Raw genomic sequence first — 23,720 nt, 5'->3', positions numbered from 1 at the left:
GGCACCTGCCTTCGGTCAGTCCAACCGGGTGAGATCGGGCCGCAGCCGGTGCCAGGTGGGGTGGCGGAGGCGGCCCTGTGACGTCCAGCCGGAGTAGCTCACCTCGGCGACCAGCCGCGGCTCGACCCAGCGCGCGCCCGGCACCTCCACCGGGCCGGTGAACGGCGAGGTGTCGCGGGCGAGCACCTCGAAGTACCGGGCCAGCTCGCGCCGTTCACGGCCGGAGAGCCCCGAGCCGACCGAGCCCGCGTACCGCAGCCCGGCCGCCTCCTCGATCCCCGCCAGCACGGAACCGGGCAGCCCGGCGATCCCGCCGCGCCCCTCCCACCAGCCGCCGATGACCACGTCGAGGGTGTGGACGTGCTTGGTCTTGCGCCAGTCGGCGGACCGGGCACCCGGGGCGTAGCGGGAGCCGAGCCGCTTGGCGACCACGCCCTCCAGGCCGTTCCGCAGCGTCGTCTCCCACACCTCGGCCCCCTGACCCACGACGTGGCCGGGCGTCGACCACTCCGGGGCCGCCGGCGCCAGGCCGGACAGCAGCTCCCGGCGCTCCTCGTACGGCGCGTCCAGCAGCGGCCGCCCGTCCAGGTACAGCAGGTCGAAGAGGACGAGGTGGACGGGGTGGTCGGCGCGCAGCCGGGCGGAGCGGCGGGCATCGGCGACGTTCATCCGGCGCTGGAGCCGCCCGAAGTCCGGCCGGCCCGCCTCGTCGAGCACCACGACCTCGCCGTCCAGGACCGCGGACCGGCCGCGCAACCGGTCGCCGAGGCCGGTCAGCTCGGGGTAGGTGCGGGTGGCGTCGTTGCCCGCCCGGGTGACGAGCCGCAGGGAGCCGTCGCCCGGCGCCTCGGCGAGGCACCGTACGCCGTCCCACTTCACCTCGTACGCCCACTGCGGGTCGGTGCCGTCGGCGGGCAGCGGGCCGGGCGTGGCGAGCATGGGCCGGAGCCCGGACGGGCCGGGCGGATCTGCGGGCCGGGGCGCGGGCGGAGCCATGCTCCGATGATCAGCGCTGGCGCGGGCCCGCGCGACCTCGGCCGGCGTCGCCGGCAGGCCCACCGCCGTAAGGGTTCGCACCGGCCCCCGACTGCCACCGGCGCGAACCCCTACGGCGGTCAGCCGATCGCCGCGCCCGCGAGGCGCTTCTGTGCCTCCTGGAGCGCGTCGGCGAGCAGGTCGGCGCCCTCCTCCGCCTCCGCGACGGTCAGCGAGAGCGGGGGCGCGATGCGCAGGGCGGCGCCGTTCAGGCCACCCTTGCCGATGAGCAGCCCGCGCTCCCGCGCCGCCTCCGTGACGGCCGCGGCGGCCCGGGGCGACGGCTCGTCCGTGCCCGGGTCGACCAGCTCGATGCCGATCATCAGGCCACGCCCGCGGACCTCGCGCACGACGTCCAGGCCGGCGCAGACCGCCCGCAGCCGCTCGATGAGCAGGCCGCCGACGCGCCGGGCGTTGCCCTGGAGGTCGTGTTCGAGGAGGTAGGCGAGGTTGGCCAGGCCTGCCGCCATGGTGACGGGGCTGCCGCCGAAGGTGGAGATGGAGTTGGCGGAGAGGCAGTTCATCACCTCGGCACGGGCCACCACACCGCCGATGGACATGCCGTTGCCGATGCCCTTGGCGAAGGTCAGCAGGTCCGGCGGGCCGCTCGCGGCGTGCGCCTGCCAGCCCCAGAAGTGGTCGCCCGTACGGCCCCAGCCGGTCTGCACCTCGTCGCTGATCCAGAGGATGCCGCGCTCGGCCAGCACCTCGCGGAAGGCCGCGTACAGCCCGTCGGGCGGTGCGGTGAAACCACCGACGCCCTGGACCGGCTCGGCGATCAGCGCGGCCACGCCGCCGGACGTCTGCTGGAGCACGTCCTTGAGGTCCGCGACGCACGCCTCGATGTACTGCGCGTCACTGAGGTGCGCGAACGGGCCGCGGCTGCGCACCCCGCCGTGCACCCACAGCGTCTGCAGCGGCGAGAGGCTGGTCGGCGACCAGCTCTGGTTGCCGGTGATGCCCACCGCCGAGAAGGACCGGCCGTGGTAGCTGTTGCGCATCGCCAGGATCTGGTTCGAGCGGCGGTACGCGGTCGACAGCAGCAGCGCCGCGTCGTTGGCCTCCGTGCCGGAGGTGGTGAAGAAGACCCGCGCGTCGGGGATGCCGGAGAGCGCCGCGATCCGCTCCGCCAGCTCCACCATCGGGCGGGAGAGGTACAGCGTGGAGGTGTGGATGATGCGCCCGGCCTGCTCGGCGACGGCCTTGGTCACCTCGGGCAGCGCGTGCGCAGTCATCGTGGTGAGGATGCCGCCGAAGAAGTCGAGGTAGCGGTTGCCGTCGGAGTCCCAGACGTGCCGGCCCTCGCCGTGGGTCAGCTCGATGGGGCGGTCGTAGAGCAGGCTCAGCCACTCCGGGAGGACGGCGCGGTGCCGGGCGTACAGGCCGGCGGCGTCGGTGTGGTGATCGGTCACGGCCGGACCAGCCCTTCGTAGGCGTCGGGACGGCGGTCTCGGTAGAACGCCCATTGCTGCCGCACCTCGTCGATCAGCCCGAAGTCCAGGTCGCGGACGACCAGTTCCTCCTTGCTGTCGCTGGCCACGTCGCCGACGAACCGGCCGCGCGGGTCGACGAAGTAGCTGGTGCCGTAGAAGTCGTTGTCGCCGTACTCCTCGGTGCCGACGCGGTTGATCGCGGCGACGAAGTACTCGTTGGCGACCGCGGCGGCGGGCTGCTCCAGCTGCCAGAGGTAGGCGGACAGGCCGCGGGAGGTGGCGGACGGGTTGTAGACCAACTGGGCGCCGTTCAAGCCCAGTTGCCGCCAACCCTCGGGGAAGTGCCGGTCGTAGCAGATGTAGACGCCGACCTTGCCGACCGCGGTGTCGAACACCGGCCAGCCCTTGTTGCCCGGCTTGAAGTAGTACTTCTCCCAGAACCCCTTGACCTGCGGGATGTGGTGCTTGCGGTACGTGCCGAGGACCGTGCCGTCGGCGTCGATGACGGCGGCGGTGTTGTAGTAGAAGCCGGACTGCTCGACCTCGAAGACCGGCACGACGATCACCATGCCGGTCTCGCGGGCCAGGTCCTGCATCCGGCGGACGGTCGGCCCGTCCGGGACGGGCTCCGCCCAGCGGTAGTGCTCCGGCTCCTGCACCTGGCAGAAGTACGGGGCGTTGAAGACCTCTTGGAAGCCGATGATCTTCGCACCCTGCGCGGCCGCCGCGCGGGCGTGCTCCTCGTGTTTGGCGATCATCGACTCGGTATCGCCCGTCCAGGTCGCCTGCACCAGTGCGGCACGTACGACATCGGCCATGAGCTGCTCCTTTGCCAGGGCGTCAGACAACCGGTCCGCGCGAGCTCTACGCGTGTGGAGGTGACCGTAGGACGCCTTGTGCACCGTGGCAAGACCATCTCGGCCGCGCCGTCCGGCCGATCCCCCGCCCGGTGGGAACGGCCGTACGAACTCCCGTGAGCCGTGGTGCGCACGGGTCAGCGGACACCGATGAGGCGGTCGGACACCCCGGCCGTCCGCAGCGCGTGGACGAGGTCCCGGCGGCGGTGCTCGGACACCCGGTCCGCCGCTTCCACCAGCAGCGGCAGCAGGACTTCGGGCGCATCCGTGGTCGCCGCGAGCCCGGCCGCCTCCTCCGAGGTCCGGGCCCGCACCATCGCGGCCAGCAACTCCCGCGCCTCGGCCGTACGGCCCGCCTGCCGCAGGGCCAGCGCGGCGTCCCCCACCTCGCCGACCGGGCGGGCCACGCCCTGCCGCAGCAGGCTCACGCAGTCCTGGACGCGGCCGGCGGCGGCCAGTGCGCCGGCCGCCGCGGCGAGCGGCTCGGGCGGCAGACACGCCACCTCCCACAGCAGCGTGGCCACGTCGGCGGCCAGGCCGGCCCGCTCCAGCTCGGCGGCGATGCGCGGCAGTTCCTCGGCGGGGCGACGGGCCGCGGCGCACAGGACGGCGTGCGCCTCGCCGCCGCGCCCGGCGGCCCGCAGCTCGGCGAGGTGGGACACGGCGTTGGTGACGGCCTGGGAGCTCTGCTGCGGGAAGTCCGGCGGGGCCGCTGCCGGTCCGCTGTCGCGCCCGACCGCCGACCACTCCCCCTCCTTGGCCGGATTTCGCCCCTCCTCGTTCTCCCGGAAACCGGCGGAAGGGATGCTTCCGGAGGTTCCGGGGCCCTCGGGGGCTCTTCGGCCGGCGAGGTCGTCCGCCGACTCCGCCGCCGGGTCGCCCGCCGGATCCTCGTACGGCGCGAGCGCCTCGTCCGCGGTGCCGTACGGCGCGACGGCGCCTGCCCCGGGCGCGTAGGACCCGTACGGCGCGTGGGCGCCGGACGCGGGAGGCGGAGCGGTCGTGTCCGCGCTGGCCGTGCTGTCTGCGCTGGCTGCGCTGGTCGCGCTGGTCGCGCTGGTCGCGCTGTCCGCCATTCGCTGCCGGATCTCCCGCACGCGGGCCCGCGCCCGGGCCACGTCGTCGGCGATCCAGGCCAGTTCGCCCTCGAGCGCCGCCGTGTCCGTGGCCGCGTCGGCCTGCTGGAGCGCGGCGCGCAGCTCGCGCTCGCGGCCGGTGGCGTGGTGGAGCTCGTCGAGCATGGCGTCGAACCGGGCGCGGAGCGCCGCCGGGCCGCCGGTCAGCACGTCGTACGCGGCGGCCGCCGCCCCGTGCAGCTCCCGGGCGCGCGCCCCGGCCTCCGCCGCGGCCTGCTCGCCGCGCCGCCCGGCCAGGTCGTGGAGGAGCGACTCGACCACGTCCCAGGGCGGCACCTCGCGCCCCTCCAGGCAGGCCCGCAACCCTTCGGGGTCGCGTCGCGCGAAGACGCCGTACCAGCCTTCGGCCGGGTGCAGCGCCGCCGTGAGCTCGCCCAGGAAGTGCGCGAAAGCGTCCACGGAGTCCCGCAACCGTGCCTCTGCCATGCCGTCCCCTCTCCCCCCTTGGTGCCGCGCGCCACCGCGCCGGTACCGCAGTTGCGCTCCGGTCGTGTTGGGTCCTGTGTGACACAACGACTACAGGGAGTTTTCCACTCCTGGCGGGGCGCGGGGGCAGGTATCCGGCAACAACGGCGTGATCATCACGGTCGACAGGAAAACTTGCAAGCTTTCCTGTCGACTTTCTAGGGTGGCGCCCATGCCAGGCAAGGAGCACGAACAGCTCGTCACGGACCTCGGTGCGGCCGTCGGCCTGCTGATGCGCCGACTGCGTGCCGAATCGCCGGGTGACGGGATCACCCCCACCCAGCGCGCGGTCTGCGCCCGGCTGGACCTGGAAGGGCCCGCCACCACCGCGGCGCTGGCCAGGGCCGAGCTGGTACGCCCGCAGTCGATGCGGGTCACGCTGGCCGCTCTGGAGGAGCGCGGCGTCGTCGCGCGCAGTCCGCACCCCACCGACGGCCGCCAGGTCGTCTTCGCGCTCACCGAGGAGGGCCGAGAGGTACTGGCCGGCCTCCGGCGGGCCAAGCAGAACTGGCTCAGCGTGGCCATCGCCGAGCACACCACCCCCGACGAGCAGCGCGTACTGGCCGAGGCCGCCGCGCTGCTGAAACGACTGACGGAGACCTGACCATGACCGCCACCACGCTCGACCCGAAGACCGCACTGGTCCTGATCGACCTGCAGAAGGGCATCGCCGCGCTGCCCACCGCCCACCCCGCCGCCGAGGTCATCGAGCGGGGCGCCCGGCTGGCCGCCGCCTTCCGCGCGCGTGACCTGCCGGTCGTGCTGGTCAACGTCACCGGCGGCGCACCCGGCCGCACCGAGGGCCCGGCGCGCGCCGGCAACCCGCCCGCCGACTGGGCCGAGCTCGTCCCGGAGCTGGACCGGCAGCCCTCGGACGTCCTGGTCACCAAGAAGACCTGGGGCGCCTTCCACGGCACGCCGCTGGACATGGAGCTGCGCCGCCTGGGCGTCACACAGGTCGTGCTGGGCGGCATCGCGACCAGCATCGGCGTGGAGTCCACGGCCCGCAGCGCGTACGAGCACGGCTACCACGTGACCGTCGCGACCGACGCGGTCACGGACATGGACGCCGACGCACACCGCAACAGCGTCGAGAAGATCTTCCCGCGGCTGGGCGAGACGGACACCACCGACGCGATCGTGAAGCTGCTGGGCTGAGTCCCGGGCCGCGGTGCGGCCACCTGCCTCAGGCCCCGCTCCCAGGCCCCCGCTTCCGGGCCCCCGCCCTCAGGCCCCCGCTCTCAGCTGCGGCCACCTCTCGTGCCAGCGGAGGTCGTCCTCCAGCCGGGCGGCGAGGGAGATGAGGCGGGCTTCGCCGCCCTCGGGGCCCAGCAGCTGGGCGCCGAGCGGGAGTCCGGCCGAGGAGAAGCCGGCCGGGACGCTGATGCCGGGCCAGCCGAGCACGTTCCACGGCCAGGCGTACGGGCACGCCGCGATCATCGCCCGGTCGGTGCGCCAGCCGTTCATCGCGGCGAGGGTGCCGATCCGCGGCGGCGGGGTGGCCGTGGTCGGCGTCAGGACGACGTCGTACTGCCCGAAGACCGCGCCCACCCGCTTCTGCTGCCGCGCCTCGGCGGCCCGCGCCGCCCGCAGGGCGCGGCCGCCCAGCAGCCGGCCCAGCCGCGCGGCGTCCCGTGTCCTGCGGTCCAGCAGGGAGCGGTCCGGCACCCGCTCGGTCCACTCCCGTACGCCCGTCGTCGCGCGCGGCACGAAGGAGAGGCCGATCAGCCCGTAGTCCGGTTCGGCCTCCTCGACGAGGTGCCCGAGGCGGGCGAGCGTGCGGGCGAGGTCGGTGACGGCGGCGCGCACTTCGGGGTGGAGCGGGCGCGGCGTGCCGGTCCAGGCGGCCTTCCAGGACAGCGCGATGCGCAGCCGCCCCGGGTCCCGGCCGACCGCCGCACGGGGCGCGACCGGCCTCGGGCGGTGCAGGTCGTGCCGGTGGTTGCCGCTGCACACCTCCAGCAGCAGCGCCGCGTCCTCGACCGTGCGGGCCAGCGGCCCGATGCCGGTGATGCCCTGGAAGGCCTCCGGTTCGGGCCAGGTGGAGATCCGGCCGCGCTGCGGCTTGATGCCGACCAGGTGGGTCCAGGCCGCGGGTATGCGGACCGAGCCCGCGCCGTCCGTGCCGAGCGCGGCGGGCACGAGGCCGGCGGCGACCGCGGCGGCCGAGCCGCCCGAGGAGCCGCCGGGGGTGTGCGCCGGACTCCAGGGATTGCGGGTGTCGCCGAAAGCGGGGCCCTCGGTGAACGGCCACTGGCCCAGCTCGCACGCGTTGGTCTTGCCGACCACGATCGCGCCGGCCGCGCGCAGCCGCCGGACCACTTCCGAGTCCTCGGCCTTGGGCGGGAACGTGCCGGCGCACCCGAACGCGGTGGGCGCGCCCGCCACATCGGTGTCGTCCTTGACCGCGACCGGCACGCCGAGCAGCGGCAGCCGCTCCCCCGCCGCGAGCCTGCGGTCGGCCGCCTCCGCCTCGGCGAGCGCCGCCTCGGCACGTACCAGCCGGAAGGCGTTCACGGTGCCCCGCGTCGCCTCGATGCGCTCCAGCGAACGCCGGACCAGCTCGGCCGACGTGGTGTCACCGTCGCCCAGCGCCCTGGCCTGTTCGGCCAGCCCCTCGAACCTGTCCCCCATTGCGCGCACGCCTGCCTCTCGCCCTGACTGTCCGTTCTGACAGAGGTGCGCAGAGTAAGCATGCGTACGAGCCGGTTTCAACCGCCTCCGGCCCCTGGGCGGGCGCCGGAGACGGCTGTTCCGTATACGGTCAGCTGCCGTTCGCGTGACCGTGGGGATGCACGACCATGGCCGAGCCGCCGCCGCGGCGCACCTTCTCGGCGGCCGCGAGCCAACGCCCGTCCTTCAGCCGCTGGACGCCGGTGGCCGCGCCGATCTCGGGGTTCTCCTTGAAGGAGTGGCCGAGCGCCTCCAGTTCCTTGCGTAGCTTGCTGTCGTACAGCGCCGGTTCGAGCTCGGTCTGCGCGGCGTTGCGCTGGCTGGCGCGGGGCGCCGCGATGGCGTCGACGAGCGGCAGGCCGCGGTCGAGGTGGCCGAGAAGCGTCTGCAGAACTGTCGTGATGATGGTGGCTCCGCCCGGCGAGCCGACGGCCAGGACCGGCTTGCCGTGGTCGAGGACGACGGTGGGCGAGATGGAGGAGCGGGGGCGCTTGGCGGGCCCGGGGAGGTTCGGGTCGGGGACGCCGGGGGCCGCCGGGGTGAAGGAGAAGTCGGTGAGTTCGTTGTTGAGGAGGAAGCCGCGGCCGGGGACGGTGATGCCGCTGCCGCCGGTCTGCTCGATGGTGAGGGTGTAGGCGACCACGTTGCCCCACTTGTCGGCGACGGTGAGGTGGGTGGTGTTCTCCCCCTCGTACGTCGTCGGCGCGGCCTTGCCGCCGTTGGCGCAGGGCTTCGGGTGGCGCGGGTCACCGGGCGCGAGCGGGCTCTTCAGGACCGCGTCACCCTTGATCAGGCAGGCCCGGGAGTCGGCGAACTTCTGGGAGGTCAGCTCCTTGGTGGGCACCTTCTCGGCGGCCGGGTCGCCGACCCAGCGGCCGCGGTCGGCGAACGCGATCCGGCTGGCCTCGATGTAGCGGTGCAGGTACTGCTTCTCGCTCAACTTGGCCACGTCGTAGTTCTCCAGGATGTTGAGCGCTTCGGCCACGCTCGTACCGCCGGAGGAGGAAGGGGCCATGCCGTAGACGTCGAGGCCGCGGTACTTCGTCTTCGTCGGCGCCTGGACCTTGGTCTCGTACGCGTCCAGGTCGGCGGCGGTCAGGTCGCCGGGCCGCACCTTGCGGGTGGCACCCGGCCGGACGGGCGGCTGCTCGACGGTGCGGGTGATGTCCTCACCCAGCCGTCCGCGGTACAGCGCGTCCACGCCCTTCTTCGACAGTTCGTCGTAGGTGGCGGCGAGGTCGCGGTTGCGCAGGGTGGTGCCGACGGCCGGCGGCTGCCCGCCGGGCAGGAACAGCTTCGCGGTGGCGGGGAAGTCGCGGAACCGGTCGGCGTTGTCGGCGGTCTGCTTGCGGAACGTCTCGTCGACGGTGAAGCCGTCGCGGGCGATCCGGGTCGCGGGCGCGAGCACCTGGCCGAGCGAGCGGTTGCCCCACTTGTGCAGGGCGGTGTCCCAGGTGGCGGGGGTGCCGGGGGTGCCGACGCCCAGGCCGCTGGTGACGGCCTCGCTGAAGGGGATCGGCTTGCCGTTCTCCAGGAAGAGGTTCTTGTCCGCGGTCAGCGGCGCGGTCTCGCGGCCGTCGATCGTCTGCACGGAGTGCTTCTTGGCGTTGTAGTACACGAAGTAGCCGCCGCCCCCGACACCCGCGGAGTACGGCTCGGTGACACCCAGGGCCGCCGCGGTGGCGACCGCCGCGTCCACGGCGTTGCCGCCCTTCTTCAGCACCTCGATGCCGGCCGCCGAGGCGTCGGCGTCGACGCTGGAGACCGCGCCGCCGGAGCCCACCGCGACCGGTGACTTGGGCGGTGGCTCGGTCGAGGGGGCCGCTGCCGGGCGGGCACTGGCCGGTACGGAGGCCAGCGAACCGGCCAGCACGGCCGTCACGGCCAGTACCGACAGGCGTCGGACATGCGTCATCTGAGCCTTCCCTCCATCGAGTTCGCGCCAGGGGCCGGAGCCTACCCGTGGCTTACCGGGCGCGACAGGGCGACGAACCCGGACAATCGCACCGGTACCCACTCGCCCCTCGATGCCCACCCGAACGGCCGCTACCCTCCCGGCCCATGGACAACCCCCTCCTCCCCGTCATCGCCGCCGCCGCTGCCCTGCTCCTCGGTCTCGCGGGCGGCTGGGCCTTACGGTCCGCCGCGAGCCGCCGCCGACTGGCCCGCGAGCGCGCCTTCTTCGGGTTGCCGGACGGCGCCGAGTGCGTCCTGGTCACCCACCGGGACAGCTCCTCGGCGCACTGGAGCATCCCCCGCCACGACGCGCTGGCGATGCTCGGGCTCGCCTCGGTCATCGAGAACTGCGGGGCGCACGCCGAGGTCGCGCCGCACGACACCGGCCTCCAGGGCTTCGGCGCACGCACGGAGTTCTGCGTCGGCGACCCGACCGCGCACCGGCGGCTCGCCGCCCACCTGGCCAATCTGCTGCCGGGCGTGCAGGTGCAGCCGGGTGACGCGTCGGGGGTCGGGCGTGGCACGTTCGTCATCGGTGGCAGCAGTTACGCGATGGAGCCGGGCACGGTGGAGTACGTGCTGCTGGCGCGGCTGACGGCGGGCGAAGGGGGCCGGCCGGTGTTCCTGGCGGCGGGCCAGCGGCCGGTCACGCACCGCGCGGCCGTCCGCCACCTGGTGCGCAACCGGGCGCGGCTGGCCCGCAAGCACGGTCCGGACGGTCAGTTCTGCCTGTTGCTGAAGGTGGTCAACTCGCAGTCGTACGGCCCTGACGTGGTGGAGCAGGTCGCGGAGGTGACGAAGGAGGCGCTGACGAAGGCGGCCGCACACAAGGCATGAGATCTTTACTGTTGCGTAACCTACCGACGGGTTACCTCCGGTAACGACCACACCTTACTCTCCAGTCACTTCGACACCGACCCCTCCGGTGTCCCCCCACGCCGAGACTGGAGCAGTAGATGACGCCCTCCCGCACGACGCTGCGCGCCGCGATCGGTACCGTCTCCGCGGCCGTTCTCGCCACCACCCTGACCGCCACGGCCCCCGCCGCGCAGGCGGCCCCGGCCGCCGCCTCGGCCCCCGCCTCCGTGAAGTTCGTCGACATCGAAGGTGACGGCGGGATCACGCTCAAGGCCAACGTCTTCACGCCCGGCGACGCCGACGGGACGAAGCGGTACCCGGTGATCGTGCTGCCCACCAGCTGGGGCATGCCGCAGATCGAGTACGTGGCGCAGGCCAAGAAGCTGGCGGACTCGGGCTATGTCGTCGTCGGGTACAACTCGCGCGGCTTCTGGCAGTCCGGCGGGAACATCGAGACCGCGGGCCCGCAGGACGTCGCCGACGCCCGCAAGGTCGTCGACTGGGCGCTGGCCCACACCCCGGCCGACCCGGACAAGGTCGGTATGGCCGGGGTGAGTTACGGCGCCGGGATCTCCCTGCTCGCCGCTGCCTTCGACCCGCGCATCAAGGCGGTCGGTGCGCTCAGCGGCTGGGCGAACCTGATCGACTCCATCTACAGCGGGCGCACCCAGCACGCCCAGGCCGCCGGGCTGCTGGCCGGCGCGGGCGAGCTCACCGGCCGCCCCAGCGACGAGCTCAGGACGATCATGAAGGATTTCCTCGGCTCCAACCTGGCCAAGGAGGACGAGATGATCGCGTGGGGGAAGAAGCGCTCCCCCGCGACCTACCTCGACCGGATCAACAAGAACGGCGCGGCCGTCATGCTGGGCAACGCCTGGGGCGACTCGATCTTCCCGCCGAACCAGTACGCCGACTTCTTCGACAAGCTCACGGGCCCCAAGCGGCTGGAATTCCGGCCCGGCGACCACGCCACCGCCGAGGCGACCGGCCTGCTCGGGCTGCCCAACGACACCTGGACCGACACCAAGCGCTGGTTCGACCACTACCTCAAGGGCGCCGACAACGGCGTGGACCGCGAGTCCCCGGTGCTGCTCAAGTCCCGCTCCACCGGCGCGTACGAGGGGTACGCGAGCTGGAAGGACGTGCCGTCCGGCCAGCGGCGCATCCCGCTGAACGGCACGCACGAGATCGCCACGAACCGCGACAGCGGCGCGAACGGCGGCACGATCTTCCTCTCCAGCATGCTGGACCAGTTCTTCAAGGTGCCGCCGATGGCGTCGATCCCGCTGCTGCCCCGCTCGGCCGCGGCCGTCTGGCAGTCCGAGCGGTACGAGACGCAGCAGCGCGTGCGCGGCACCACGCAGCTGCACACCACGCTCACCAGCACCGCCGAGAGCGGCACCGCCGTGGCCTACCTCTACGACGTCGGCCCGCTCGGCACCGGAAAGCTCGTCACGCACGCGCCGTTCACCTTCCACGGCAAGGAGCCGGGCAAGCCGTTCGCGATGGACCTGGACCTCTTCTCCACCGCCTACGACGTGCCCGCCGGACACAAGCTGGCGGTGGTGGTGGACTCCGTGGACCCGCTCTACATCGAGCACAACCCGGACGGCGCGAAGCTCACCTTCTCCTCGCCGGCCGACGACCCGTCGTGGGTGTCGGTACCGGTACGGGACTGACGGTACGTCACTTCCGTACGTGCGCGGCCGGGCGGATCACCCTTGCGGCCCGCCCGGCAGCAGCGTGCCCGGCTCGGCGGGGCCGACCTCGCCCTCGACCTTCGGGTTGCGCCGCTGCCGCCGGCCCACCCAGGTGGCGAGCCAGGACAGCAGCATGCACATCCCGATGTAGATCGGCGAGATGACCAGTACGACAGGGATGAACGGCAGGTCGTAGTCGAGGTTGGAGGCGATCAGCTTGCCGGCGTGCAGGAACTCCTCGTAGGTGATGAGGAACCCGAGCGAGGTGTCCTTCAGCGCGACGACCAGCTGGCTGATGATGGTGGGCAGCATGGCCCGGACCGCCTGCGGGACCAGCACATGCGTCATGACCTGCGTCTTGCGCATGCCCAGCGCGTACGCCGCTTCGTGCTGGCCGCGCTCGACGGAGTGCACGCCCGCGCGGAAGACCTCGGCGAGCACCGAACCGTTGTAGAGCGTCAGGCCGACCACCAGCGCGGTCAGCGGCTCGGCCTGCAGCGCCACGTAGATGAAGAAGATCATCACCAGGACGGGCATGGCGCGGAAGAACTCCACCAGCAGGGTGCACAGCCAGCGCACCGGCCGGTGCCAGGACAGCCGCCCGGCGGCCAGCACCGTGCCCAGCGCCAGCGAGAGCACCGCCGCGATGGCGAACGCCTTGAGCGTGTTGCCCAGCCCCCGCAGCAGCAGCTCCTGGATGCCCCGGTACTCGAAGGGCGTCCACTTCTGCCCCTCGAACTGCCCCGTGTCGTACAGGAGGTAGCAGACCCAGGCCAGCACGGCGAGGATCACCACGGTCGCCGCGACACCGTAGAGGCGGTGCCGGGCGCGGGTCCGCGGCCCGGGTACGTCGTACAGGGCGGTGCTGCTCATCGGGCGACTCCCCAGCGCTTCTCCAGCACGTTGAACAGCGCGCTGATGGTCAGGGTCACGATCAGATAGCCGACGGCGATCCAGAGGAAGGACCAGATGATGCTGTAGCCCAGCTCGTTGAGGGTCTTGTAGGTGCCGAGCAGCTCGACGACGCTGAAGGAGCCGGCGATCGCGGAGTTCTTGGCCAGCGCGATGAGCGTGGAGCCCACCGGCGGGATGACCGTACGGAACGCCTGCGGCAGCACCACCGCGCCCAGCGTCTGACCGAACGTCATGCCCAGGCTCCGGGCCGCCTCCCCCTGCCCCACCGGCACGGTGTTGATGCCGGAGCGCACCGCCTCGCAGATGAAGGCCGAGGTGTAGCAGCCCAGCGCGAGGATCGCGAAGACGTTGAAGGGCAGCGCGAGGCCGAAGCGCGGCAGGCCGAGCAGGACCGCGAAGAACAGCAGGGTGAGCGGGGTGTTGCGGAGCACCGTCACCCACACCGTGCCGAAGGCGCGCAGCGAGCCGACCGGGGCGACCCGGAAGCCCGCCATGATCACGCCGAGCACGAGGGCGAGCAGTGAGGCGAAGACGGTGAGCTCGACGGTGCCGAGCAGGCCCTTGCCGTAGAGGGACCAGTTGTGGGTCAGTACGTCCATGGGTGTCGGGGGCTCCCTCAGCTGACCGTGTAGCGGTCGATCCTGGGCGGCTTCGGCGCGGGCACTCCGGAGAGCCCGAGGGTGGCGTCGTAGGCCTTCTTCCAGTTGCCGTTCTTCTCGGCGGCTTCGAGCGCGTCGTCCATCGCGAAGCGCAGCGCCGGGTCCTTCAGGGGGACGCCGATGCCGTACGGCTCCTCGGAGAAGGGCTTGCCGACCAGCTTCATCTCGTCGGGCGCCTTGGCGGCGTAGCCGAGCAGGATCGCGTCGTCGGTGGTGACCGCGTCGACCTGGAAGGTGAGCAGGTTGTCGACGCAGATGGAGTACGTGTCGTACGCGACGAGCACGGCCTCGGGGTGGTCGGCCTTGATGCGCTGGTACGGGGTCGAGCCCGCGGCGGAGCAGACCCGCTTGCCGGCCAGGTCCTTGGGCCCCTTGATGTCCGTCTCGTCCTTGCGCACCAGCAGGCTCTGGCCCGCCCTGTAGTACGGGCCCGCGAAGCCGACCTGCTTCTTGCGCAGGTCGTTGATGGTGTAGGTGCCGACGTAGTAGTCGATCTGGCCGTTCTGCAGGGCGGTCTCGCGGTTGGCCGAGGCGATCGCCTTGTAGGCGATGCCCTTGGGGTCGAAACCGAGCGCGGCGGACATCATCTTGGCGATCTCGATGTCGAAGCCGCGGTACTCGCCGGAAGCCGGATCGCGTTCGCCCAGGTAGGGCTGGTCCTCCTTGACGCCGACGGCGAAGTGGCCGCGCCGCTTCGCCTTCTGCCAGGTAGGCGAGTCGGGCAGTTGGAAGCGGGTCTGTACGGGGTAGTGCGGGAGCTCGTCGCCGCGCGGCCCCTTGGCGGGCGGGCTGCCGGGCTTGCCGCAGGCGGCGGCGAGAACGGCCAGGGCGGCGAGGAGGAGGGCCGCTGCGGCCCGTGGGAACGTCTTCACTGCGGTCACCCCCGCTTCAGTGCTTGAGGATCTTGGAGAGGAAGTCCTTGGCGCGGTCGCTCTCCGGGGCCGTGAAGAAGTCCTCGGGGGTGCGGTCCTCGACGATGCAGCCGTCCGCCATGAAGACCACGCGGTTGGCGGCCGAGCGGGCGAAGCCCATCTCGTGCGTGACCACGACCATCGTCATGCCCTCCCGGGCGAGCTGCCGCATCACCTCCAGCACCTCGTTGATCATCTCCGGGTCCAGCGCCGAGGTCGGCTCGTCGAAGAGCAGCGCCTTGGGCTCCATGGCCAGCGCGCGGGCGATGGCCACCCGCTGCTGCTGACCGCCGGAGAGCTGGGCCGGGTACTTGTCGGCGTGCGCGGCGAGCCCGACCCGCTCCAGGAGTTCGCGGGCTCGCTGCTCGGCCGCCTCCTTGTGGGTCTTCCGCACCTTCATCGGCGCGAGCGCCACGTTGGCCAGCACCGTCTTGTGCGCGAAGAGGTTGAAGGACTGGAAGACCATGCCGACCTCGGCGCGCAGCCGGGCCAGCTCGCGGCCCTCCTCGGGGAGTGGGCGGCCGTCCAGCGTGATGGTGCCGGACTGGATCGGTTCGAGGCGGTTGATCGTGCGGCAGAGGGTCGACTTGCCGGAGCCGGAGGGGCCGATGACGACGACCACCTCGCCGCGGCCGACGGTGAGGTCGATGTCCTGGAGGACGTGGAGTTTCCCGTAGTACTTGTTGACCCTGCGCATCTCGATCAGCGCGTCACCGGCCATATGCAGCCCTGCTCACTCTCGTCCGTACCAGCGGCAAATTCGCAAACTACCCCAAATAACGCCTGGCGGGCGATCGAGGACACGCCCGGAACGGCCCCGGCGGCACCCCACCGGAGAACCGGCATTTCCCCGCAGTCCCTAGGTACACAGAACGCGCCTGCGTACCTAGCCTGTCGGGCATGGGTGAGCACCGGCCTGTCTTCCAGCGCATCGCCGACGATCTGCGGTACCAGATCGACGAGGGCGTCCTCGCGGTCGGCGCGCGGATCCCCTCCCGCGCCGAGCTGAAGCGCGCGTACGAGGCCAGCGACCAGACCGTGGACCGGGCAGTGCGGCTGCTGAAGGCGGCGGGGTACGCGGAAGGGCAGTTCGGGCGCGGGGTGTTCGTCGCGGACCGGGCACCGCTGGGCACCCTGCTGCGCTCCACCGGCGCCGTCGACTCCCCCTTCGCCGCCAGCATCACCCTTGCGAAGTGTCCGGACGGCGCGCCGTTGACGTGGGAGGCGACCTCCACGACGGTGCCTGCCACGGAGCCGGTGGCCCGGCGGCTGCGGATCGCGCCGGCCGACACGGTCGTCTGCTCGCAGTACGAGTACCTCGCCGACCGCCAGCCGGTGCAGCTCGCGACCAGCTGGGAGCCGCTGGCCATCACCGACGGCACGGACGTGGTGTTCCCCGAGTGCGGGCCCTACGCGCGCCGCGGCGTGCGCGGGCGGATGGCGGCCATCGGCATCCGGGTGGTGCGCGCCGAGGAGCGGGTCGGCTCCCGGCCCGCCTCCAGCCCCGAGGCGGAGTCGCTGGGCTGCCCGCCGGGCAGCTGCGTCACGGTGGTCGAGCGCACCCACTTCGACGCGGACGGGCGCCCCGTGGAGACCTCGGACATCGTCGTACGGGCCGACCGCTGGCGGCTGGCGTACGACATCGCGTTCGTCTAGCGGGGCGCTGTCCGGTAGCGGGGTGCTGTCCACCGGGGTGCTGACGGCCCGTCACGGTGACCGCGGGCCCGCCGGAGGGCACCGGCCGCGGGTCGGTGCCGCTCAGCTGCCGGCGACCTCGGTGTAGAGCCGGGAGAGTTCGGGGGCGCCGCTGGCCGCCCATTCCAGGCCCGCGGCCACCACGTCCACCTCGCGCCCGGACGGCATCCGCACCACGGGCTGCCCGTCGGGCCACATCTTCCAGGCGGCGCCGTGCACCGTGCGCACGAGCACGGTGCCGAGGTAGAGCCCGGCGTCGTTGCCGAGCCAGGGCTCCACCTCCGGGTCCTCGCGCCAGACCGGACGCAACTGGTCCAGGTCGGCCAACGACCCCGGGGAGTCGTCCAGTTCCACGCCTTCCGACTCGGCCTGGGCACGCAGCAGCTCGCACTCCGACAGCAGTTCGGCGGTGGCCTCGGGGTCGGCGTTCACCTCGCCGGGGGCCACGGGGTGCTTGCGCCACTTGTCCAGGAAAGACATGTTCATGTGGTGCAGCGTCCCACTCCCACCCGGGCAGCGGCCACAGGCGCGCGGCGACCGCATCATCCGGTCGTCACTCCGCGCTTCCTTGACGCCCCCCGCCCGTCTCTCTACGTTCATGGCGCTCGTGTCGGCTCGACCGGATCACGCTCTTCACCTGGCTCACCCGCCACCCAAGGAGACGATTGATGCGCGTACGACAATGGGGCACCACCGTTCCGCTCGCTCTCGCCCTCACGGTCGCGGGGACCGCCGTCCCGGCGACCGCCGCCGGCCCACAAGCCGCCACGGCTCCGCAGCCGTTGGCGAGACTCTTCGACAACACCGCGGTCAGCGACGACACCAGAGCCGGCGGCGCCGACTTCGACGGCGCCGGCAACTCCCTCTCGGCCCAGGACCTGGCCGCGGCCGGCTGGACGCCCGGCCGGTCACTGGAGCTCGACGCGACCCGGCTGACCTGGCCACACACCGCCCCCGGCAGGCCCGACAACGTACGCGCCGACGGTCAGGCGGTCCAGCTCTCCGGCCCCGGCACGGCGCTGACCTTCCTGGTCGCCGCGACCGGCGGGGACGTCACCGGCACCGGCACGGTGCAGTACCGGGACGGCTCGCGCAGCGCGTACGAACTGACCGCGCCGGACTGGCGGAGCGGACCGCTCAGCACCAAGGCGGTGGCGCTGCCGCACACCAACTCCGCGGCCGGACAGCGCACGGAGGCGGTCCGGCTGTACGCGGTCACCGTGCCGGTGCGCCCCGGCCGGCAGGTGCGCTCGGTCGTCCTGCCGAAAGACCCCGGGCCCGACCGTGACCTGCACGTCTTCTCGGCGGCGCTGCGCCGCGACACCCCCGGCTGGACCGGGAGTTGGGCGGCCAGCAGCGCCGGTTACACCACGGTCGGGCCGTGGCGGGACCAGACGCTGCGGCTGGTGGTGCACGCGGGCGCCGGCGGCCGGCAGGCCCGCATCCGACTGGAGAACACCTTCGCGGCCACGCCCGTCGACATCGGCGCGGCGAGCGTCGCCGTGCAGCGCGACGGCGCGCAGGCGGTCGGCAAGCCGGTGCCGCTCACCTTCGGCGGCAAGCGCGCGACCCGTGTCCCCGCCGGGGCACAGGCTTTCAGTGACCCGGTCCGCTTCACCGTGCCCGCCGACACCAACCTCCTGGTGAGCTTCCACCTCGCGGGCCCGGTCGGCGCGGCCCCGGTGCACAAGGAGGCCATCCAGCGGTCGTACGTGAGCGCGACCGGCAGCGGCGACCGTACCCGCGACGCGGGCGCGGCTGCCTACACCGGCACCCTCACCACCTGGCCGTTCCTCTCGGGCGTCGACGTGACCGGCGGGCCGGGTTCGATCGTGGCGCTGGGCGACTCGATCACCGACGGGGTGAAGTCGACGCAGGGCGCCAACCGGCGCTGGCCGGACACCCTGGCGCGGCGCTTCCAGAACCAGACCGCGCTGCCCAAGTACGGCGTGATCAACCACGGCATCTCGGCGAACCGTATCGTCACCGACCGCTACAAGGGCGACGGGATCAGCACCGACACCGGCGGGGTCAGCGCCCAGCACCGGTTGGAGCGGGACGTGCTGGCGCAGACCTCGGCCCGTACGGTCGTGGTCTTCGAGGGCATCAACGACGTGCGGTCCGGCACCTCGGCGGCCGAGGTGATCGAGGGCCTGCGGAACATCGCCCGGCGGGCGCACGAGCGGGGGCTGCGGGTGGTGGCCGCGACGGTCGCGCCGTGCGAGGGCTACCCCGACTGCTCCCCGGAGGTCGACCAGCGGCGGCAGGCGGTCAACGCCTTCATCCGGGACAGCGGCGGCGCCGTGGACGCCGTGCTGGACTTCGACGCGGTGATCCGCGATCCGCAGCGGCCGCAGCGGATGCTGCCGGTCTACGACAGCGGCGACCACCTGCACCCCGGTGACGAGGGGTTGAAGGCGCTCGCGGAGTCGGTGGAGCTGCGCAAGCTCGTGCCGTGAGGCGACGGGCGGGGCGGCGATGCGGGCCGCCCCGCCCGGCGCTCACACGGCCGGACCGACCGGTAGCTCACACGTCCAGGTCCACGACCACCGGCGCGTGGTCCGAGGCGCCCTTGCCCTTGCGCTCCTCGCGGTCGACGTAGGAGTCCGAGACGGCCTTGGCGAACGGCTCGTTGCCGTAGACCAGGTCGATGCGCATGCCGCGGTTCTTCGGGAAGCAGAGCTGGCGGTAGTCCCAGTACGTGAAGGGGTGGTCGTACTTCAGGGGGCGCGGTACGACGTCGGTCAGGCCGGCGCCGCGCAGGTCGGCGAGGGCGGCGCGCTCGGCCGGGGTGACGTGCGTGGCGCCCTCGAAGGCGGCGAGGTCGTAGACGTCGTCGTCGGTCGGCGCGACGTTGTAGTCACCCATGACCGCGAACGGGCGGCTGCCCGCCGCATCGCCCGCGACGGCCGCCTTGAGCGCCTCGAACCACTGGAGCTTGTAGGCGTAGTGCGGGTGCTCGACCTCACGGCCGTTGGGGACGTACACCGACCAGACGCGGACCGGGCCGCAGGTGGCCGAGACGGCGCGGGGCTCGGCCACGCCGTCGTACGTGGGGTCGCCGGGCAGGCCCTCGACCACGTCTTCCAGGCCCGCCTTGGAGAGGATGGCCACGCCGTTCCACCGGCCCGTGGCGTTCACCGCGGCCTCGTACCCCAGCTCGCGCAGCTCGTCGAAGGGGAACTGCTCCTTGGAGCACTTGGTCTCCTGCACGCACAGCACGTCCGTGCCGGTGTTCTCCAGCCAGGCCAGCAGCCGGGGAAGGCGGGCGGTGATCGAATTGACGTTCCAGGTCGCGATGCGCATGAGTGCCAACCTACCGTCCGCCTCCGACAGTCGCCGTCCTCAGCCCAGCGACTGGGTCTGACCTGGGGTGAGGCGGTCGTGGTCGGCGCCGCCGAGCTGGCCGATCATCCGGTCGTAGATCGGCCGGGCGTGCTCCTGGAGCAGGCTGTCGTGGACGTCGATGGCGCGCCGCGGCCGGACCTCGCGCACGTAGTCGATGACCTCGGAGACCTTGTTCCAGGGGGCGTGCACGGGCAGCAGCAGGGTGTCGACCGGGCGGCCGGGGACGGTGAGCGCGTCGCCGGGGTGGAAGACGGTGCCGTCCACGAAGTAGCCGACGTTGGTGATCCGCGGGATGTCCGGGTGGATCACGGCGTGCAGCTGTCCGTGCACCTCCACCTCGAAGCCGGCGGCGGTGAAGGCGTCGCCCTCGCCGACGGTGTGCACCCGGCCGGGGAACGCGGCCGAGATCTGCTCGGCGACGGAGGCCAGGGTCCAGATCTCGGCGGCCGGGTTGGCGTCCATGGCGGCCCGGAGCCGGTCCTCCGCGAAGTGGTCCGGGTGCTCGTGCGTGATCAGGATCGCGTCCGCGCCGACGGCCGCGTCCGCCTCGCTGAAACCACCGGGATCGATGACCAGCGTCCGCCCGTCCTTGGCCAGCCGGACACAGGCGTGGGTCTTCTTGGTCAGTTCGAGTTCCATGTCCCCATCCTGCCGCGCCGCCCTGTGCGGCGGGCGGACCCGAGGGGCCGTGCCACCGGCGCTCAGTCCTCCGGCGTGGTCTCCTCGCGGATGACGCGCTGGGCGACGTCGAAGGCGGCGCCGGCGGCCGGCATGCCGCTGTAGACCGCGGTGTGGATCAGGGTTTCCTTGATCTCGGCCGGGGTGAGGCCGTTGCGGAGCGCGGCGCGGACGTGGACGGCCAGGTTCTGCAGGTGGCCGCCGGTGACCAGCGCGGTGAGCGTGATGACGCTGCGGGTGCGGCGGTCCAGACCCGAGCGGGTCCACACCTCGCCCCAGGTGACGCGGGTGAGGAAGTCCTGGAAGTCGCCGGTGAAGTCGTCGGCGGCGGCCGCGGCGCGGTCCACGTACGCGTCGCCCAGCACCGCGCGGCGGACCTTCATGCCCTCTTCGTAGGAGCCGGTGCGCACCATTTCCGGCTGCTCGGCGGGCGCCTCTATGGCGACGGCCGGCGGCTGGGGCTGCGGCTGCTGCGGCGGAGCCGGGTCGAGGACCGGCTTGGGAGGGGTGGCGCCGAGCGCGGCCTGCCCGGCCGGCTTGTCCTGCCAGGAGGTGGAGAAGTGCCGGATGAGCAGTTCGGTGACGGCGGCCGGCTGCTCGACCGGGGCGAGGTGGGAGGTGCCGGGCACCAGGGCGAGAGCCGCGTCCTGTATCCCGGCGACCAGGGTGCGGGCGTCGGCGGTCGGGGTGACCAGGTCCTCGGAGCCGACGACCACGAGGGTGGGCGCGGAGATCCGGCCGAGCTCGCCTCGGATGTCGAAGGCGGCGAGCGCCTCGCAGGCGGCGATGTAGCAGCCGGGATCGGTGGTGCGCACCATCTGTACGGCCCACTCGATGATGGCGGGCTGGGCGGCGGCGAAGCCGGGCGTGAACCAGCGTTCGGGCGCGGTGCGGGCGATCGGGTCCAGGCCGTTGGTGCGGATCACCACGCCGCGCTGCCGCCAGGCGTCGGCGGTGCCGAAGCGGGGCGAGGCGGAGACCAGCGCGAGCGAGGAGAGGCGCTGGGGGTGGGCGAGCGCGAGCTGGGCGCCGATGGCGGCGCCCATGGCGCAGCCGGCGTAGCCGAAGCGGTCGATGCCGAGGTCGTCGAGGGTGGCGACGAGCCGGTCGGCGAGCTCGGCGATCGAGGCGGCGGGGTAAGCGGGGGAGCCGCCGTGGCCCGGCAGGTCGAAGCGGATGACGCGCCACTGGCGGGTCAGTTCGGGTATCTGCCGGTCCCACATGTGCCATGTGGTGCCCAGCGAGGCGCCCAGGACGAGTACGGGCGCGTCGTCGGGGCCGTCGATCCGGTGCTGCAGGGTCTTCTCGCTCACCCGGCCACGCTACCCAATCAAACCGTGCGCTTTTGACACCCGGGTCAGCAACCGGACGCCGGGACGGCCGGAACAGTCGGTCATGGCGGCGGATTCGGCTCATAACCGGCTGGCCCGGAACGTCCGACTGTGATCCGGTCGGCGTTCTCCATCAGAGTTTCGCCACCGGAATCCGTCCGTCCGGGCCGTCGGCGGCGGCCGGCCGCGCCCTCAGAAGCGGGTCGTGGAGACCACGTACACCACGGGGTGGCCGTCCTCGGCGAAGTCGACCGTTATCCGCTGCGTGGGCCGCGGGGCCTGCTCCTTGTGGACCATGCCCGCGTAGCCGTCCCCGATCGTGAAGTCCCACTTGACCCGCTTCGCCTGTTCCGGCGAGATCGTGACGGCGTCCTTCTTCAGGTCCGCGCGGGTGCGCCCGTAGTTCCGCAGGAACTCGTCCAGGCCCGCCTGGGAGGTACGGAACGTCACGTACAGCGAGCTGGTCTTGAAGGAGTTGGTCTCGAAGAAGGCGACCGGGTACGAGTAGGCCGGTATCCGCACGTCGTAGATGCGCCGCTGCACCTTGGAGGGCCAGTGCCAGGTGAGGCCCGCCATGGCGGCCCGCTCCTCCTTCTCCTGACCGCTGTCGCGGCTCTGCGCGGCGGAGAGCGCGAGGTAGCCGGCCGGGATGACGATCAGCAGGAAGACGACGAACCCGGTGAGCCAGCGGCGGCGCCGGCTCGGTCGCGGCGCGTGCGTCCCGCCCTCGGGAGTGCCGGGCCCCTCGGGGCCGGCGGGCCCGGACGGGCCGGCCGGGCCCCTCGGGCCCGGGCCGTCGACGGGCTCGGCCCGGTCGGGGCGCTCGGGGTGCTCGCTCACGGGAGCCTGTTCCACGTCGGTCATCGGCGGCCGGCCCGTTCGTAGCGTTCGTAGCGCTCGACCCGGCGGCGGTTGGCGCGGCGGAAGCGGCGGGCCACCAGGCGAGCGAGGTCGGCGGCGCCGACCATGCCGGCCTCGGGGCCGAGCTGGGCCCGTGCGATGCGGGCCTCGGGGCGGTAGCCGCGCCCGGTGAGGGTGCGCCGGAACGCGTCCCTGGCCGGGCCGATGAGCAGGTCGTCCGCGGCGCTGACGCCGCCGCCGATGACGAAGCAGGACGGGTCGAGCGCGGCGGCGAGGTTGGCGATGCCCACGCCCAGCCACTGGCCGATCTCGGCGAACAGCTCGACGCACATCGCGTCGCCCTCGCGGGCCAGCTCGGTGATCAGCGGCCCGGTGATGTCCGGGATGTGCCCGCCGACCCGCTCGATGATGTTGTACGCGACCGGGGAGTCGGCAGCGGCCAGCTCGCGGGCCTCGCGCACCAGCGCGTTGCCGGAGCTGTACTGCTCCCAGCAGCCGCGGTTGCCGCACGGGCAGCGGTGGCCGGCGGGCACCACCTGCATGTGCCCGAACTCCCCGGCCACGCCGTACTTGCCGCGCTTGACCTGGCCGTCCTCCAGGATCGCGCCGCCGATGCCGGTACCGAGCGTGATCATCACGAGGTGGTCCTCGTTGCGTCCGGCGCCGAAGCGCCACTCGGCCCAGGCCGCGGTGTTCGCGTCGTTGTCCACCATGACGGGCACCGCGAGGCGGCCCGCGAGGCGCTCGCGCAGCGGCTCGTTGCGCCAGTTCAGGTGCGGGGCGAAGAGGACCCGGCTGCGGTCGGCGTCGACCCAGCCGGCCGCGCCGATGCCCACGGCGTGCACATCGTGCCGGTCGGAAAGGTCCAGCACCAGTTCGGTGATGGTGTCCTCGACCACCTTGGGGCTCTTGGACTTGTCCGGCGTCTCGGTGCGGACCTTCTCCAGGATGTTCCCGTCGGCGTCCACCACGCCTGCCATGACCTTCGTACCGCCGATGTCGATGCCGACGGTGGGCACGCGGGGCGCGCTGAGGTGCGAACGGCGTTCCCGGGTGCCGACCGTGCGCAGCACGGTCGCCCGCGCCGATCCACGGTGCACCCTGTCCCGGTACGTACTCATGCTCGGCTCGTCACGTCCCTGTTGCGGTCTCGGGAGGCCTTGGCCTCGGGTCACGTCCGGGCAGGCGCAGCCCACCCGCCGTGCGATT

At 72.8% G+C, this 23,720-nt stretch carries 22 protein-coding genes; 6 read left to right on the top strand and 16 right to left on the bottom strand.

What is annotated here, in order from left to right:
• Positions 1–15: 15 nt before the first annotated feature.
• The 4 genes from ligD to IF20_RS30045 all read right to left on the bottom strand — a co-directional run bounded on the left by ligD (position 16) and on the right by IF20_RS30045 (position 4,887).
• A complete protein-coding gene (gene ligD, locus IF20_RS30060) occupies positions 16–996 on the bottom strand; it encodes a non-homologous end-joining DNA ligase (protein WP_052868526.1) in 981 nt (326 codons plus the stop codon).
• 119 nt (positions 997–1,115) lie between these two features.
• Positions 1,116–2,447, bottom strand: coding sequence for an aspartate aminotransferase family protein (locus tag IF20_RS30055; RefSeq protein ID WP_052868525.1), 1,332 nt, complete (start codon positions 2,445–2,447; stop codon positions 1,116–1,118).
• A complete protein-coding gene (locus tag IF20_RS30050; RefSeq protein ID WP_052868524.1) occupies positions 2,444–3,286 on the bottom strand; it encodes a nitrilase-related carbon-nitrogen hydrolase in 843 nt (280 codons plus the stop codon). Before IF20_RS30050 ends, IF20_RS30055 begins: the two co-directional genes overlap by 4 nt.
• 176 nt (positions 3,287–3,462) lie before the next feature.
• A complete protein-coding gene (locus IF20_RS30045; RefSeq protein WP_052868523.1) occupies positions 3,463–4,887 on the bottom strand; it encodes a hypothetical protein in 1,425 nt (474 codons plus the stop codon).
• Between the two features lie 211 nt (positions 4,888–5,098).
• Between IF20_RS30045 and IF20_RS30040 the strand changes: the two genes are divergently transcribed.
• Together IF20_RS30040 and IF20_RS30035 are read left to right on the top strand one after the other, a co-directional pair.
• Positions 5,099–5,530: a MarR family winged helix-turn-helix transcriptional regulator gene (locus tag IF20_RS30040; protein WP_052868559.1), complete on the top strand. Its 432-nt coding sequence runs from the start codon at positions 5,099–5,101 to the stop codon at positions 5,528–5,530.
• A gap of 2 nt (positions 5,531–5,532) precedes the next feature.
• Entirely contained in the window at positions 5,533–6,084 is a 552-nt protein-coding gene (locus tag IF20_RS30035) for an isochorismatase family protein (RefSeq protein ID WP_052868522.1), read from the top strand.
• Positions 6,085–6,153: 69 nt separating this feature from the next.
• On the opposite strand, the gene IF20_RS30030 is transcribed toward IF20_RS30035, so the two are convergent.
• Together IF20_RS30030 and ggt are read right to left on the bottom strand one after the other, a co-directional pair.
• Positions 6,154–7,560, bottom strand: coding sequence for an amidase (locus IF20_RS30030; RefSeq protein ID WP_052868521.1), 1,407 nt, complete (start codon positions 7,558–7,560; stop codon positions 6,154–6,156).
• Between the two features lie 130 nt (positions 7,561–7,690).
• Entirely contained in the window at positions 7,691–9,514 is a 1,824-nt protein-coding gene (gene ggt / locus IF20_RS30025) for a gamma-glutamyltransferase (RefSeq protein WP_110944667.1), read from the bottom strand.
• A gap of 146 nt (positions 9,515–9,660) precedes the next feature.
• Between ggt and IF20_RS30020 the strand changes: the two genes are divergently transcribed.
• Positions 9,661–10,392: a hypothetical protein gene (locus tag IF20_RS30020; RefSeq protein WP_052868520.1), complete on the top strand. Its 732-nt coding sequence runs from the start codon at positions 9,661–9,663 to the stop codon at positions 10,390–10,392.
• A 119-nt stretch (positions 10,393–10,511) separates the two neighbouring features.
• On the top strand, positions 10,512–12,092 hold the full coding sequence (locus IF20_RS30015; RefSeq protein WP_052868519.1) for a CocE/NonD family hydrolase: 1,581 nt from the start codon (positions 10,512–10,514) through the stop codon (positions 12,090–12,092).
• A gap of 36 nt (positions 12,093–12,128) precedes the next feature.
• Here the strand turns inward: IF20_RS30015 and IF20_RS30010 are convergent, their stop codons facing one another.
• Genes IF20_RS30010 through IF20_RS29995 form a run of 4 tightly spaced genes read right to left on the bottom strand, consistent with a single transcriptional unit; the run spans position 12,129 to position 15,319 of the window.
• Complete coding sequence (locus IF20_RS30010; RefSeq protein WP_052868518.1) at positions 12,129–12,986, bottom strand: amino acid ABC transporter permease; 858 nt, start codon at positions 12,984–12,986, stop codon at positions 12,129–12,131.
• Positions 12,983–13,627: an amino acid ABC transporter permease gene (locus IF20_RS30005; RefSeq protein ID WP_052868517.1), complete on the bottom strand. Its 645-nt coding sequence runs from the start codon at positions 13,625–13,627 to the stop codon at positions 12,983–12,985. The genes IF20_RS30010 and IF20_RS30005 overlap by 4 nt, the downstream gene beginning before the upstream one ends.
• A gap of 17 nt (positions 13,628–13,644) precedes the next feature.
• Positions 13,645–14,568, bottom strand: coding sequence for a glutamate ABC transporter substrate-binding protein (locus IF20_RS30000; RefSeq protein ID WP_110944666.1), 924 nt, complete (start codon positions 14,566–14,568; stop codon positions 13,645–13,647).
• A gap of 7 nt (positions 14,569–14,575) precedes the next feature.
• Positions 14,576–15,319: an amino acid ABC transporter ATP-binding protein gene (locus tag IF20_RS29995; RefSeq protein WP_052868516.1), complete on the bottom strand. Its 744-nt coding sequence runs from the start codon at positions 15,317–15,319 to the stop codon at positions 14,576–14,578.
• 179 nt (positions 15,320–15,498) lie between these two features.
• Here IF20_RS29995 and IF20_RS29990 point away from each other — a divergent pair, with 179 nt between their 5' ends.
• Positions 15,499–16,254, top strand: coding sequence for a GntR family transcriptional regulator (locus IF20_RS29990; protein ID WP_052868515.1), 756 nt, complete (start codon positions 15,499–15,501; stop codon positions 16,252–16,254).
• Between the two features lie 102 nt (positions 16,255–16,356).
• On the opposite strand, the gene IF20_RS29985 is transcribed toward IF20_RS29990, so the two are convergent.
• Entirely contained in the window at positions 16,357–16,779 is a 423-nt protein-coding gene (locus IF20_RS29985) for a DUF6278 family protein (protein WP_052868514.1), read from the bottom strand.
• A 182-nt stretch (positions 16,780–16,961) separates the two neighbouring features.
• Here IF20_RS29985 and IF20_RS29980 point away from each other — a divergent pair, with 182 nt between their 5' ends.
• Positions 16,962–18,752, top strand: coding sequence for an SGNH/GDSL hydrolase family protein (locus IF20_RS29980; protein WP_052868513.1), 1,791 nt, complete (start codon positions 16,962–16,964; stop codon positions 18,750–18,752).
• 67 nt (positions 18,753–18,819) lie between these two features.
• Here IF20_RS29980 and IF20_RS29975 read toward each other — a convergent pair whose 3' ends face one another.
• From IF20_RS29975 to IF20_RS29955, 5 genes are all read right to left on the bottom strand, one after another.
• Positions 18,820–19,599, bottom strand: a complete 780-nt coding sequence (locus IF20_RS29975; RefSeq protein WP_052868512.1) for an exodeoxyribonuclease III — start codon at positions 19,597–19,599, stop codon at positions 18,820–18,822.
• A gap of 39 nt (positions 19,600–19,638) precedes the next feature.
• Complete coding sequence (locus IF20_RS29970) at positions 19,639–20,280, bottom strand: MBL fold metallo-hydrolase (protein ID WP_052868511.1); 642 nt, start codon at positions 20,278–20,280, stop codon at positions 19,639–19,641.
• A 62-nt stretch (positions 20,281–20,342) separates the two neighbouring features.
• Positions 20,343–21,632 (bottom strand): bifunctional 3-oxoadipate enol-lactonase/4-carboxymuconolactone decarboxylase PcaDC, encoded by a 1,290-nt coding sequence (gene pcaDC / locus IF20_RS29965; RefSeq protein WP_052868510.1) that lies wholly within the window; start codon positions 21,630–21,632, stop codon positions 20,343–20,345.
• Positions 21,633–21,842: 210 nt separating this feature from the next.
• Complete coding sequence (locus tag IF20_RS40605) at positions 21,843–22,490, bottom strand: hypothetical protein (RefSeq protein ID WP_199896789.1); 648 nt, start codon at positions 22,488–22,490, stop codon at positions 21,843–21,845.
• A 20-nt stretch (positions 22,491–22,510) separates the two neighbouring features.
• Positions 22,511–23,632 carry an ROK family glucokinase gene (locus IF20_RS29955; protein ID WP_052868509.1) on the bottom strand — a complete coding sequence of 374 codons (1,122 nt, stop codon included), beginning with the start codon at positions 23,630–23,632 and terminating at the stop codon, positions 22,511–22,513.
• Positions 23,633–23,720 lie beyond the last annotated feature (88 nt).

It is taken from the genome of Streptomyces niger (assembly GCF_000718305.1).
Taxonomy (GTDB): domain Bacteria; phylum Actinomycetota; class Actinomycetes; order Streptomycetales; family Streptomycetaceae; genus Streptomyces; species Streptomyces niger.
The sequence above is the reverse complement of the archived record's forward strand: the minus strand, read 5'-3'. Positions and strand labels throughout refer to the sequence as shown.

Bases quoted from the DNA above. Each gene is read 5' to 3' on its own strand.
- ligD (WP_052868526.1), bottom strand. From the start codon at position 996: ATGGCTCCGCCCGCGCCCCGGCCCGCAGATCCGCCCGGCCCGTCCGGG.
- IF20_RS30050 (WP_052868524.1), bottom strand. From the start codon at position 3,286: ATGGCCGATGTCGTACGTGCCGCACTGGTGCAGGCGACCTGGACGGGC.
- IF20_RS30045 (WP_052868523.1), bottom strand. From the start codon at position 4,887: ATGGCAGAGGCACGGTTGCGGGACTCCGTGGACGCTTTCGCGCACTTC.
- IF20_RS30040 (WP_052868559.1), top strand. From the start codon at position 5,099: ATGCCAGGCAAGGAGCACGAACAGCTCGTCACGGACCTCGGTGCGGCC.
- IF20_RS30035 (WP_052868522.1), top strand. From the start codon at position 5,533: ATGACCGCCACCACGCTCGACCCGAAGACCGCACTGGTCCTGATCGAC.
- IF20_RS30030 (WP_052868521.1), bottom strand. From the start codon at position 7,560: ATGGGGGACAGGTTCGAGGGGCTGGCCGAACAGGCCAGGGCGCTGGGC.
- ggt (WP_110944667.1), bottom strand. From the start codon at position 9,514: ATGACGCATGTCCGACGCCTGTCGGTACTGGCCGTGACGGCCGTGCTG.
- IF20_RS30020 (WP_052868520.1), top strand. From the start codon at position 9,661: ATGGACAACCCCCTCCTCCCCGTCATCGCCGCCGCCGCTGCCCTGCTC.
- IF20_RS30015 (WP_052868519.1), top strand. From the start codon at position 10,512: ATGACGCCCTCCCGCACGACGCTGCGCGCCGCGATCGGTACCGTCTCC.
- IF20_RS30010 (WP_052868518.1), bottom strand. From the start codon at position 12,986: ATGAGCAGCACCGCCCTGTACGACGTACCCGGGCCGCGGACCCGCGCC.
- IF20_RS30005 (WP_052868517.1), bottom strand. From the start codon at position 13,627: ATGGACGTACTGACCCACAACTGGTCCCTCTACGGCAAGGGCCTGCTC.
- IF20_RS29995 (WP_052868516.1), bottom strand. From the start codon at position 15,319: ATGGCCGGTGACGCGCTGATCGAGATGCGCAGGGTCAACAAGTACTAC.
- IF20_RS29990 (WP_052868515.1), top strand. From the start codon at position 15,499: ATGGGTGAGCACCGGCCTGTCTTCCAGCGCATCGCCGACGATCTGCGG.
- IF20_RS29985 (WP_052868514.1), bottom strand. From the start codon at position 16,779: ATGAACATGTCTTTCCTGGACAAGTGGCGCAAGCACCCCGTGGCCCCC.
- IF20_RS29980 (WP_052868513.1), top strand. From the start codon at position 16,962: ATGCGCGTACGACAATGGGGCACCACCGTTCCGCTCGCTCTCGCCCTC.
- IF20_RS29975 (WP_052868512.1), bottom strand. From the start codon at position 19,599: ATGCGCATCGCGACCTGGAACGTCAATTCGATCACCGCCCGCCTTCCC.
- IF20_RS29970 (WP_052868511.1), bottom strand. From the start codon at position 20,280: ATGGAACTCGAACTGACCAAGAAGACCCACGCCTGTGTCCGGCTGGCC.
- IF20_RS29955 (WP_052868509.1), bottom strand. From the start codon at position 23,632: ATGAGTACGTACCGGGACAGGGTGCACCGTGGATCGGCGCGGGCGACC.